General features: G+C 58.1%; 12 protein-coding genes and 1 tRNA gene. 9 read left to right on the top strand and 4 right to left on the bottom strand.

The window, feature by feature from the left end; all coding sequences use genetic code 11:
• Nucleotides 1-373 precede the first annotated feature (373 nt).
• A complete protein-coding gene (locus BMZ40_RS12950) occupies nucleotides 374-967 on the top strand; it encodes a PIN domain-containing protein (protein WP_092376494.1) in 594 nt (197 codons plus the stop codon).
• A gap of 403 nt (nucleotides 968-1,370) precedes the next feature.
• Nucleotides 1,371-1,964 carry a type IV toxin-antitoxin system AbiEi family antitoxin domain-containing protein gene (locus tag BMZ40_RS12945; RefSeq protein WP_092376491.1) on the top strand — a complete coding sequence of 198 codons (594 nt, stop codon included), beginning with the start codon at nucleotides 1,371-1,373 and terminating at the stop codon, nucleotides 1,962-1,964.
• A 771-nt stretch (nucleotides 1,965-2,735) separates the two neighbouring features.
• Here BMZ40_RS12945 and BMZ40_RS12935 read toward each other — a convergent pair.
• The 3 genes from BMZ40_RS12935 to BMZ40_RS12920 all read right to left on the bottom strand — a co-directional run bounded on the left by BMZ40_RS12935 (nucleotide 2,736) and on the right by BMZ40_RS12920 (nucleotide 3,898).
• The gene (locus BMZ40_RS12935) at nucleotides 2,736-3,008 is read right to left on the bottom strand and encodes a type II toxin-antitoxin system YafQ family toxin (RefSeq protein WP_092376488.1); all 273 of its coding nucleotides are present in this window, start codon (nucleotides 3,006-3,008) and stop codon (nucleotides 2,736-2,738) included.
• A gap of 2 nt (nucleotides 3,009-3,010) precedes the next feature.
• On the bottom strand, nucleotides 3,011-3,271 hold the full coding sequence (locus tag BMZ40_RS12930; RefSeq protein ID WP_092376485.1) for a type II toxin-antitoxin system RelB/DinJ family antitoxin: 261 nt from the start codon (nucleotides 3,269-3,271) through the stop codon (nucleotides 3,011-3,013).
• Nucleotides 3,272-3,821: 550 nt separating this feature from the next.
• Nucleotides 3,822-3,898 (bottom strand) — tRNA-Arg (locus BMZ40_RS12920).
• Between the two features lie 95 nt (nucleotides 3,899-3,993).
• On the opposite strand from BMZ40_RS12920, the gene BMZ40_RS12915 reads away from it, so the two are divergent.
• The 6 genes from BMZ40_RS12915 (at nucleotide 3,994) to ylqF (ending at nucleotide 10,184) form a co-directional block, all read left to right on the top strand.
• A complete protein-coding gene (locus BMZ40_RS12915; RefSeq protein WP_092376479.1) occupies nucleotides 3,994-4,560 on the top strand; it encodes a UbiX family flavin prenyltransferase in 567 nt (188 codons plus the stop codon).
• A gap of 41 nt (nucleotides 4,561-4,601) precedes the next feature.
• A complete protein-coding gene (locus BMZ40_RS12910) occupies nucleotides 4,602-5,252 on the top strand; it encodes a site-2 protease family protein (protein WP_092376476.1) in 651 nt (216 codons plus the stop codon).
• Between the two features lie 10 nt (nucleotides 5,253-5,262).
• Entirely contained in the window at nucleotides 5,263-6,276 is a 1,014-nt protein-coding gene (locus BMZ40_RS12905) for a tryptophan--tRNA ligase (protein WP_092376473.1), read from the top strand.
• A 66-nt stretch (nucleotides 6,277-6,342) separates the two neighbouring features.
• Complete coding sequence (locus BMZ40_RS12900) at nucleotides 6,343-7,002, top strand: hypothetical protein (protein WP_092376470.1); 660 nt, start codon at nucleotides 6,343-6,345, stop codon at nucleotides 7,000-7,002.
• Nucleotides 7,003-7,259: 257 nt separating this feature from the next.
• On the top strand, nucleotides 7,260-9,344 hold the full coding sequence (locus BMZ40_RS12895) for a M3 family metallopeptidase (protein WP_092376467.1): 2,085 nt from the start codon (nucleotides 7,260-7,262) through the stop codon (nucleotides 9,342-9,344).
• A complete protein-coding gene (ylqF, locus tag BMZ40_RS12890) occupies nucleotides 9,345-10,184 on the top strand; it encodes a ribosome biogenesis GTPase YlqF (RefSeq protein WP_092376464.1) in 840 nt (279 codons plus the stop codon). It begins immediately after the preceding gene.
• Between the two features lie 93 nt (nucleotides 10,185-10,277).
• Here ylqF and pspF read toward each other — a convergent pair whose 3' ends face one another.
• Entirely contained in the window at nucleotides 10,278-11,279 is a 1,002-nt protein-coding gene (pspF, locus tag BMZ40_RS12885) for a phage shock protein operon transcriptional activator (protein WP_245751111.1), read from the bottom strand.
• Nucleotides 11,280-11,484: 205 nt separating this feature from the next.
• On the opposite strand from pspF, the gene pspA reads away from it, so the two are divergent.
• Nucleotides 11,485-12,144, top strand: a complete 660-nt coding sequence (gene pspA / locus BMZ40_RS12880) for a phage shock protein PspA (RefSeq protein WP_092376458.1) — start codon at nucleotides 11,485-11,487, stop codon at nucleotides 12,142-12,144.
• Nucleotides 12,145-12,186 lie beyond the last annotated feature (42 nt).

Raw genomic sequence — 12,186 nt, 5'->3', positions numbered from 1 at the left:
GACAGAGAGGTCAAGGTGTCCTTGGGCGAAAGTTTCTCCCAATTATTCTTCAACCATCAAACACAAAGACTTTCAGAATTTTGCTACAAGGAAAGTTGCACAGCCGACAAGTCCTTATTTTGTCATACATATTTTAATAATGACCTAGCTGGCCATACGTACAGAAAGCTCACGGAAAAACTCCTGGGAGCAGAGTTTTCTTGGGCACCAGAAGCTCGATCCAGATTGTTTGTTTGCCACTAGAAACAACACCTTGCGTCATACAACTCCAAGAAGTTATATTCTGCCTATATTGGTCGAGATAACCAAATGCCGGTTACGCCGATGCGGCCGATATGGATCATCGAAGCTATCATCATGAAGGGGAAATATCTTGCGCACCAACTTCGTCCTCATCGACTACGAGAACGTCCACCTGGAAGCTTTGACTGGCCTGGACGCCGAGCATTTCAAAATTCTCCTGTTCGTCGGGGCCAATCAGACAAAGCTGCCCTTCGAACTCGCGGCAGCCGTGCAGAAGCTTGGCAACCGCGCTGAATACGTAAAGATTTCCGGCAACGGATCCAATGCCCTGGATTTTCATATCGCCTTCTATGTCGGCCAACTGGCCGCCCAGGATCCGAAGGCCTATTACCACATCATTTCCAAGGACAAGGGGTTTGACCCGCTGATCCAGCATCTTCGAAGCAGGAAGATCTCGATCGCGCGATCCAGTTCCATCGCCGACATCCCCCTGCTCAAGGCTTCCAATGCAAAGACTGCCACGGAAAAACTCGACGTAATCGTCGCCAATCTCAAACAGCGCAAAACGGGAAAGCCCCGCACCATAAAGACGCTCTCCAGTACTATCAACTCACTGTTCCAGAAACAGCTCGCCGATGAGGAACTCGCGTCGCTCCTGGCCGAAATGCAAGGCAAGGGCTGGATTATCTTCAATGAAAACAAAGTTTCTTATGCCCTGGCCTGATTCAGGGCGAACGGCTAGGCATCCATATGCTGGGCTGGGTCTCTGAGACCGATAGTACATCAAAATAATTGATCTTTTATTTCAAAAAAGGCCTTTTTGCGGCCTTAGAATAGCTTTTTTCTTTCAAAATCCCATTTTTTCCCTTCAACATACTGATATGTAACCATAAAAGTCGAAAACAAACCAATGCTTATTCAAAATCGTACAAATTTGGGGAGTTATGCGTAGCTGGCACATAGTTAATGAAGGCGTTACTCCCTTCGGCGGTTGGGTCTGAATCCTGGCCCTGCCAGAATAAACGCGTAGCTTCGCTCATGCGCAGAAAGGTCTTGATTTTCCTAGTGTAGCAAGACATATTGTCCATACTTATTTATAAATAGTGACAATTTGTCTGGAAACAACCATGAAGCAATCCCCTGAAGACATTTTTCGCGCCAACGGCGGCCAGCTGCGTATGAGCGAGGCCATCGCACATGGCATCTCCCGCTACATGCTCTACGCCCTCAGTGACAGGGGCGTGCTCGAACAGCTCAGCCGCGGGGTGTACCGCCTCGTAGAACTGCCCCCTATCGGCAACCCCGATCTAGTGACTGTCGCACTGCGCGTCCCGAACGCTGTCGTCTGTCTGATTTCAGCCCTCGCCTTCCACGAGATCACCACTCAGATCCCACACGGAGTCTCCGTGGCCATTCCACCACAGGCGCGGCGACCGGCGCTGGATCATCCTCCGCTGTTCGTGCACCGTTTTTCCGTCCAGTCCTACCGGGCGGGCGCCGAAGAGCACCTGATCGACGGGGTGCCGGTCAAGATCTACTCCCCTGAAAAAACCATCGCCGACTGCTTCAAATTCAGGAACAAGATCGGCATGGACGTGGTGCTGGAAGCACTGAAACTCTACAAAATCCGCAAACCCTTCAAGCTCGCAGCCCTGCTCGACTATGCGAAAATCTGCCGGGTCCAAAACGTGATGAGGCCGTACCTGGAGGCAACCCTGTGACATCCGACAAGAACATCTCGGCATCCCCGTCAGGCAACGCCTCTTGAATCGTGCCCACCGCGACGACAGGCCTTTTAATGAGCTTCTACAGTACTATGCCATGGAGCGCTTTCTGTATCGACTCTCACGCTCTGCCCATACGGAATGATTCATCCTCAAAGGGGCACTGATGCTCAGGATCTGGCGGTCCCCCCAATTCAGGCCAACCATGGATATCGACATGCTTGGCAGGACAAACCGCGAGGAAACGCTCATTCCCAGTGGGCGGCCTTTCGCAAGAGGATGCAGCAGGAGCATGTCCCTGTTTCGTTTCAGGATGTCACGAGAACGCTTGAAATATTCCTCGCGCCGATCGTGACTTCGATCTCGGAACAATCAGAAACCTCAAAAACATGGACTGCCTCAGGTCCATGGTCCTGAAATCCACTCGTTCCAACCTCTCGCTTCGCTGGACAAGTCCATTTCTCTTTTCACAACTAGGCGATTTCTCCCAAAGTCTCGCGAGTCGCGAATTTGCGTGCCGGGAATGGTCCTGAAAAAGAAAAAAGGGCTTATGAGTGATTCACTCATAAACCCTTGATTTTCTCTTGGTGCGCAATGCAAAAATCGAACTTGCGGCCTTTAGCTCCGGAGGAGAGCGCTTGTGTGGGGTATTGAATAGGCCAAGACCGCAAAAAAAAATCGCTATAGTAAGGTGACAAACACGCGAGAGGATTCAAATGTCGTGCTCTTCGACGTCGCGGACAAGTGCCCTGAACAGACGAACACAACTCAACTATCGAATAAATCCGTATGCCGTCCGGTCCTTTCAAACCGGACCACGTTTCCGTTGATTTTGTAGAGCAGCAACCAATCCGGCTCGATATGGGCATCTCGAAAACCGCGCCAATCACCCTTCAGGGGATGGTCCGCGTAGCCTTCGGGCAGCTCCTCCCCTGCGATGAGCAAACCCAGCAGGGTCTTGAGCTTGCCCATGTCTTTGCCGCGTCGTTGAGCCTGCTTCACATCGCGCTTGAACTGGCCGGAATATTCAGCCTCTCGCATGCTCAAATTCCAAGCTGTTGAAACAGGTCATCGGCGTCCTTGGCGCTATGAACATCCTCTCCGCGTTCACTCTTGGTCAGCGTCTCTGCCGTAAGGGCGTTGGGCACGCGCATATCGAACGGCAGAGCCTTTTCCTTGGCAATCTTGGTCAGCGCGATCCGCACAACGTCGGAGACAGTCAGCCCCATGCCCGCCAAAACCTCGGCGGCCTCGTTTTTCACCGCCTCATCCACCCTCGCTCGAACAAACGCTGTTGCAGCCATAATAACCTCTCTTTTGTAGCTCAGTTAAGCCACAGCAACGTGCGTGTCAATGAACAGGGTCTTCGCCCCAATTTTTTCACATCTTCGTAAGCGCTCCCCGACGCGTTCAATCATGGCCAAGACTCCTCGACATAGTGGGCCATCTCGGCGGCGATTATCTCGCCATTGTAAATTAAAACACCGTCGCTGGCGGTGTTTCTGTAAAAATTCTGCTGCGCGTTGACGCGGGCCAGAACAATCCGATGCGTTCCAAAATAACCACCGCGACAGAAGCAACCTTGAGTAGACTGCTCCCCAAAAAAAAGAGCAGGGATAATCTTGTCGCTTAGCAGGATCAAACCAATGAGCCTCAGCATACCCCAAAATGAGCGGAGTTGGTACACCAACAAATTACAGGGTCAAGGGCGGTGCGGGGAAGTGTGCGTAAAAATGATGGCCGCAGGCGATTTCCCCGTAAGTCTCGCGAGTCGCGAATTTGCGTGCCGGGAATGGTCCTGAAAAAGAAAAAAGGGCTTACGAGTGATTCACTCATAAACCCTTGATTTTCTCTTGGTGCGCAATGCAAGAATCGAACTTGCGGCCTTTAGCTCCGGAGGCTAACGCTCTATCCAACTGAGCTAATTGCGCACGAGGAATGCTTACCTATGCAGACGTCCCGCGCTTGTCAAGCATTCGTGTCTGGGATAGCCGGTTGGGCCAAGCTGAAATTTTTGAGGTGATTCATGACAGTTACGCGACGCATCATTCTGGCCATTTCCGGGGCCAGCGGCATGGAGTATGCCCGGATACTGGCCCGCGCCCTGCGCGAGGTTCCGGGGGTGGAGCTGCATGGAATCATTTCGGAGGGGGCGCGTCAGGTTTGTCGATACGAGCTCGGCTCGGACCCGCTCGAACTGGAATCGAGCTTTCATTTCCTGCATGATCCCGCCAATATCGCGGCCGCGCCTGCCAGCGGTTCCTGGGAGCACGCGGGCATGATCGTTTGTCCGTGCTCCATGGCCAGCCTCGCCGCCATCGCGAGCGGGGTCGGCACCAATCTGCTGCATCGCGCCGCCGACGTGACCCTCAAGGAGCGCCGCCCCCTTATACTGGTCCCGCGCGAAACGCCGCTGAGCGAGATCCATCTCAAGAACATGCTCCGCGCCCACAGGGCCGGGGCCGTAATCATGCCTCCCTGCCCCGGCTTCTATCATCGCCCGGAATCCATCGAGCAACTGGTCAGCCAGTTCGTGGGCCGCATCCTCGAACAGCTCGGGATGCCCCACGAGCTCTACACCCGCTGGAGCTAAAAGAGTTGCCCGCCGGGGCGCTTGATGATAGCCGAAGCTCCATGTTCGACATCAGCCAGACACTTCATCACTTTTCCATAATCGCCCTGCCCTTTTTTCTTGGCATCACCTGCCACGAAGTCGCGCACGGATATGTTTCCTACCTCATGGGCGACCCCACGGCCAAACTGGCCGGAAGGCTGACTCTCAACCCGCTGAAGCACCTCGACCCCATGGGCACCCTGGTCCTGCTTCTGACCCAGCTCATCGGCTGGGCCAAGCCCGTGCCCATCAACCCGGCCTATTACAAGGATTACCGGCGCGGCATCCTGTACGTGTCCCTGGCCGGGCCCATGGCCAACTTCGCGGTGATGACCTTCTTCGCCGTGTTGCTCAAGATCCTCGTCATCTATTCCCAGAATCCGGGCGCCGCCGACTCCGCATACATCCTGCGGCCCATGATCAACATCGCCGTGGCCGGCGTCTTCATCAACGCCATCCTCGGCACGTTCAACCTGCTGCCCATTCCCCCGCTTGACGGCAGCAAGATCCTGGCCTGCCTGCTGCCCGGACCCATGGCCGCACGGTTCATGCAGCTCGAACGCTACGGATTTATCATCCTGCTTCTGCTGGCTTTCACCGGAGGACTCGGCATGATCCTGTCCCCGGTCGCGGCCTTTGTGCAAAACATGATCATCAAACCCCTCCTATAGGTTTCACGCCATGAAGAAAATGACCGTCCTGACCGGAATCACCACTTCCGGCACGCCGCACCTTGGCAATTACGTCGGCGCCATCCGTCCGGCCATCGAGGCCAGCCGTGATGAAAACGTCAACTCCTACTATTTTTTGGCCGATTTTCATTCGCTGATCAAATGCCACGATCCGGCCCGGATTCATCAGTCCCGCCTGGAAGTCGCTGCCACCTGGCTGGCTCTTGGCCTTGATACGAACAAGAGCACCTTCTACTGCCAGTCCGACATCCCCGAAATTCCCGAACTGACCTGGATACTGACCTGCATGACGGCCAAAGGCCTCATGAACCGCGCTCACGCCTACAAGGCCGCAGTGCAGGAGAACGAGGAAAACGGCAGCCAGGATCCGGACAAGGGCATCACCATGGGGCTTTACTCCTACCCCATCCTCATGGCCGCCGACATCCTCATGTTCAACGCCAACATCGTGCCCGTGGGCAAGGATCAGACCCAGCATCTGGAGATGACCCGCGACATCGCGCAGCGCTTCAACCACCATTTCGGCGAGCACTTCGTCATGCCTGAGGCGCGCGTGGACGAATCCACGGCCGTGCTGACCGGCCTCGACGGTCGCAAGATGAGCAAGAGCTACAACAATTACATTCCGCTCTTTGCCCCGGAAAAGAATCTGCGCAAGCTGATCATGAAGATCACCACCAACTCCCAGGCCCCCGAGGAGCCCAAGGAAACCGAAGGATGCGCACTTTTCGAGATGTTTCGCGCCTTCGCAACGCCCGAGCAGGTAGCCGACATGCGCGCCCGTTTCGCGGCGGGCATCGGCTGGGGCTACGTCAAGCAGGACCTGTTCGAAGTTGTCAACGCGCAGCTTGCCGAACCGCGTGAAAAGTATGCGGAGTTGATGCAAAACCCCGAATATATCGAAAAGGTGCTGAAAGAAGGCGCCGAAAAGGCCCGCGCCTACAGCCGCCCCTTCCTGGATCGCATCCGCGCGTCCGTTGGGATCAAGACGCTGGGCGCCTAAGTACGGACTGGTCTTCGGACCGATTTTTGTTTATTGATTTCTTTTATTCGAGCGAGGGAGGATACGATGGGCGCCGCCAAGAAAGTCGTGCAACTGGAACGCAAGACCAAGAAGGACACGGATTCGGCCCGCAAGACCAAGAAGGTCGAGCTGACCGAAGTCGTCAAGGAAAAGAAACCGGAAGCAATTTCCTTTATGGATTATGCAAACCTGGCCCAGAGCCTGACCCGGGAAAAATCCCTCGGCAATGACGAGGTCGAGGCGGCTCTTGAGTCACGGGTCGAGATCCCTGAGTCAACGCCAGCCCCCGAGGCCGATCGCACAGCCGCTCCCGAAACAATACCCTCGGCTCAGCCCCCGCGCCGCGACATGAGCAAGATCGCGCTTTTCGCCTCTCTTGCGGCGGTGATCCTGCTGCTTGGCTTCTATTTCAACCTCAATCAGAACATCAAGCAGTTGACCATGCAGGTTCAGGACCTCGCCGTGATCAAGACCACCGTGTCCAGCCTGGACACCAAGGTCGGGACCATGGAATCCAAGGTCGCGGAGCTTGAGACACTGCCCTCCAAGACGCGCGCGGCGCTCATGAGCTCGATCCTGCAGGAGATGACGCAAAAGACTTCCTACATGTCCACGCAGCTGCAATCGCCGGAACAGCAGGAAAAGCTGATGAAGGCCAAGGAGTTGATCCAGCAGGTGCAGACCGAACTCAACGCCCAGAACTAGACCGCCAGGACAGCATCGCGGCGTTCGCTTCGCGGCCCTTTTCGCAAAGTCGGACCATGCAGTGCCTCTGGAAATGACCTCGCGCCTCGCCGAGATGGTGTTGTGACAGGCTCGACCCATACAGTCGGGCCTTTTTCATCTCACGACCGTGGCAAATCCAAAGGAGGCTCCCCTCCTTGTCCGTTCCTCCCGTTTTTTATACACTCAAGGCCATCACCCAAAGTCATCATTAGTAACGATCCATGCCAAGGACTGCCATGCACGAGCCAAATCCCCTGCTCAACTGGGAGCTTTTCCCCAATTTCCCCTCCATCACCGCCGATCATGTCGTGCCGGCCATGCAGGAAGTCATAGCCAGAAGTAGCGCCGAACTTGAAACCCTTGAACAAAGCGCGCCCCAAACCTGGCACGGCCTGCTCACCCCCCTGGAGCGCCTGACCGACAGGGTCGCGCGTGCTTGGGGCGTGGCCACGCACCTGCACAACGTCAGGAACTCCCCCGAGATGCGCCGGGCCTATGCGCAGACTCAGCCCCTGGTCGTGGAATTTCACAACCGCCTGGGTCAGAGCCGTCCCATCCATGACGCACTTCTCGCCCTGCGGGAGAGCCCGGATTTTCCCATGTTCAGTCAGGCCCTGCAGCGCACCATCAGCCTGCTGGTCCGCGATGCGGTCCTGCAGGGCGTGGGCCTCGCCCCCGATGACCGCGAACGCTTCAATGCCATAAGCCAGGAGCTGGCCGAACTGTCGACCCGCTTCACCAATAACGTCCTTGACGCCACCCAGGCCTATGCCCTGACCCTGACGCAAAAGGAAGAAGTCGCCGGGCTTCCCGAGGATTCCCTGCGTCTGGCCGCGAACATGGCCCGGGCACGCGGACAGGCCGAGGCCACGGCGGAAAACGGCCCGTGGTGCATCACCCTTGATCTGCCCTCGTTTCTGTCCTTCATGCAGCACGCCGCCCGGCGCGACCTGCGCGAGGAGGTCTACCGGGCGTACATCACCCGCGCAGCAAACGGGGACACCGACAACCTGCCCCATATCCTGCGCATATTGAAGCTGCGCAGAGAGCTGGCCGCGCTGCTCGGCTTCGATAATTTCGCGAACGTGAGCCTCGAACGCAAGATGGCCCCTGGCGTTTTGAGCATCGAAGCCCTGCTGCGCACGATCCAGGACGCGGCCACGGACCCGGCCCTGAACGACCTCATCGACCTTGGAGATCTGGCCCGCGCCGGCGGTCAATCCGAGGATATCCAGTCCTGGGACGTCATGTACTGGGCCGAAAGGCTCAAGGAGCGACGCTTCGGTCTGCGCGACGAGCTGATCCGGCCCTATTTCCCGCTGCCGGCCATCCTGCAGGGGCTTTTCGATCTGATCGAGAGCCTCTTCGCGGTTACGATCGAAAGCGGCCCCGAAGTGCCGACCTGGCATGCGGACGTGACCTATTACCGGGTCAAGGACAGCGACGGCCGGGAGATCGCGGGCTTTTATCTGGATCCTTACGCCCGGCCCGAAGAAAAACGCGGCGGTGCGTGGATGGATGAACTTCATGGGCGCAGTACCGTCTGCGCGCCTCGCGGTCATGCCGTGCGCCTGCCCGTCGCCTACGTGAACTGCAACCAGCGCCCGGCCATGGATGACGCGCCATCGCTGATGAGTTTTCAGGAAGTGACCACGCTCTTCCACGAGTTCGGACACGCCCTGCAGCACATGCTGACCAAGGTGGAGCATGGCTTCGTGGCCGGAATCTCCAACATCGAGTGGGACGCCGTGGAGCTGCCGAGCCAGTTCATGGAAAACTGGTGCTATCACCTCCCCACCCTGACCAAGCTGGCCCGCCACTACCTGACAGGTGAGCCCATGGCTGCCGAACTTCTGGACAAGCTCCTTGAGACCCGCACCTTCCGCGCCGGTTCCAATGCCCTGCGCCAGGTTTCCTTTGCCCTGACGGACCTCGCCCTGCACACGGCCGATCCGGACCAGCTCGATCCCACGGAGACCGCCCAGCGCATCGCCCGTGAAATCCTGCCCCTGCCGCCGCTGCCAGAAGACCGCTTCCTGTGCTCCTTCTCGCATATCTTTGCAGGCGGCTACGCGGCCGGGTATTACAGCTACAAATGGGCCGAGGTCCTGAGTGCCGATGCATTCGGGGCGTTTGTGAACGCCGGGCTTGAAGACCCTGACCGCAAGCAGGAGCTGGGCCTGCGCTTCAGGGACACGATCCTGGCTCTGGGCGGCAGCCGCAACCCCATGAACATCTTTCGTCTCTTTCGCGGTCGCGAACCCGACCCAAGGGCCCTCCTGCTCCAGGAAGGCCTTTTGCCTGCAAACAAGGATAACTAGATGTCGATTCAATGGTTTCCCGGTCACATGCACCGGGCCAGAAAACAGATTGCCCTGGTCATGGCCAAGGTCGACGTGGTCATCGAAGTGCTCGATGCCCGTCTGCCCGGATACAGTGAAAATCCCCTGCTGCGCGAACTGCGCGGGCCACGGCCGTGCCTGAAGGTCCTGAACAAGAGCGATCTGGCCGACCCGGCCGTGACCGCAGCCTGGATGGATTTCTTCCGCGAGTGCGGCACCGTGCCCATGGAAATCAGCGCCACCAGCCCCAAGGACGCCAAGCGCATTCTCGGCACCCTGCCGGGCATGGTCAAGGAGCGCAATTTCCTCATGCAGCCGGTCAACTGCCTCATCGTCGGCATCCCCAACGTGGGCAAGTCCACGCTCATGAACACCCTGGTCGGCCGCAAGGTCGCCCGGGCCGCCAACCAGGCCGCCATCACCACCAAGCAGAAGCGGGTCCATGTCAACGACGAGCTGACCCTGTACGACACCCCCGGCGTGCTCTGGCCCAAGATCGAGAGCGTCACGGCCTCTTACATGCTGGCCGGCAGCGGCGCTGTGCGCGAAACGGCCATGGACAACGCCGAGGTCGCGGCCCGCGTCGGCGACTATCTCCTGCGCGAATATCCAGGACTGCTCAAGGAACGCTACAAGATCACCGATCTGCCCCAGAACGGGATCGATCTGCTGGAAGCGCTCGGCAGAAAACGCGGGTGCCTGATCAAGGGCGGCGAAGTGGACGTGACCAAGGCGGCGGGCATCCTGCTGAACGAACTGCGCGCCGGACAGATCGGCCGCATCAGCCTGCAAAAGCCCCCGGCCCCCAAGGCGGCCTAAACTCCTCTTCCCCGAAAGAAAGCAAAAGCCGGGTTCGTCCACGATGGGACGGGCCCGGCTTCTGATTTTCAACCGATGGACACGCGTTGGATGTCAGCCGTCCAGATCAGCGCGCAACCTGCGATAAAGGCCGCGAAACTGATGGTAGGTCAGCCCCAGCAGGGCCGCTGCCCTTTTCTGATTGTGGCGACCTTGTTCCAGGGCCGCCGTCAGGTACGCCTCTTCCAGATCGCGCACAGCCGTGGCCAGCGGAACGTCCAGATCAGGCTGCACGGAACGCGAACGGACATCCGGTACCGGAGCAACCCCAGCGGTCGGCACCGCCTGTTCCGCCGGACGGTAAGGGGATGCGAACGGATCGAAGACTACATCCCGGACCGTCCCCGATTCTGTCCGGTACACCGCGCGTTCGACCACGTTCTTGAGCTCGCGCACATTGCCCGGCCAGTCGTGGGCCAGCAGCATGGACATGGCGCGGGCGGAAAACTCCGGCGCCTCGGACAGCCCCATCCCGATGGCCATGCGTGCGGCGAAATGCCGGGTCAGCAGCTGCACATCCCCCTCGCGCATGCGCAGCGGGGGCACGGTCAGCACCTCGAAGCTCAGACGATCAAGCAAATCCTCCTTGAACGCCCCGGCTCTGGCCCTGTGTGGCAGATCCACGTTCGTCGCCCCAACGATGCGCACGTTAACCGTCACCGGACGGCTCCCGCCAACGCGGTCGAAAGATCCATACTCGACAACGCGCAAAATCTTTTCCTGCGCTTCCGGCGAGAGATTCGCGATCTCGTCCAGAACTAGGGTGCCCGTATCCGCATTCTCGAAACGCCCCTTGCGGCGGACGGTGGCCCCGGTGAAGGCTCCGACCTCGTGCCCGAAAAGCTCGGTATCCAAAAGCGAACCGGCCAGGGCCGCGCAATTGACCGTGACCAGCGGGCCCTGCCAGCGCCGTGAGAGGTAATGCAGGCGCGCGGCGGCCAGCTCCTTGCCGGTTCCGCGCTCCCCGATGATCAGCACCGGCCTTTCTATGCGCGCCACGCGCGAAAGTTGTTCCTGAAATTGCAGAAATGCCTCGGACTGACCGATGGCCTCCATGGATGATATCGGGGACGATGACGGATATGTGGTTTCCATTACCAATAAATAGTCAAATCAACCAAATATTGCAACAAATTGCCACAAGAATCATGCCTGCATCAAAAATAGCAAAACATTTCAGAAGAGTACGGCGTGGAATGCTTTGGCATGATCCTGGCTTATGACAAGACAATCAAGAACATCGTCACTCATGGAGGACCTCATGGGCGTATTTACCAGATTCAAGGATATCATCAGCTCCAACATCAATTCCATGCTGGACAAGGCCGAGGAACCGGAAAAGATGATCCGCCTGATGATTCAGGAGATGGAGGAGACCTCGGTGGAACTCAAGGCCGCCTGTGCCGGACTCATGGCCGATCAGAAGCGCATAGCCAGGGAACAGTCCCAGGCCCTGGCCCGTTTGGAACTGTGGGAAGACAGGGCCAGGCTGGCGCTTGAAAAGGGGCGCGAGGACCTGGCCCGGGAGGCGCTGCTGGAAAAACTGGCCGCGCAGCGGCTGAGCGAAGGGCTGGAACGCGAGCGGGATCGCTTTGCGGTCATGATCGAACAGGCGCGAGAAGACATCGAGCAGCTCGACGTCAAGCTGGAGTCCGCCAAGGAGCGCCAGCGCAGCCTGGCCAAGCGCCACGTACGGGCCGATCAGCGCATCAAGGTCCGATCCAATGTCTCGCGGGTTCAGTCGGCCGACGTCATGATGCGCTTTGACCAGTTCGAACAGCGCATCGAACGCATGGAAGCCGAGGCCGAACTGGGCGCGCCGCGCCAGAACCGCACTCTGGAACAGGAATTTGCCCTGCTCGAGGGCGGAGACGAAGTGGAAGCACAGCTCGCCTCCATGCGCTCCTCCTCTGACAAATAGCGCAGGCTGAAAATTTGTTTGGCGGCCGCCAAAGCCTCGGCT

The organism is Desulfomicrobium apsheronum, assembly GCF_900114115.1.
GTDB classification, from domain to species: domain Bacteria; phylum Desulfobacterota; class Desulfovibrionia; order Desulfovibrionales; family Desulfomicrobiaceae; genus Desulfomicrobium; species Desulfomicrobium apsheronum.
This window is presented reverse-complemented; position numbering and strand designations above follow the sequence as displayed.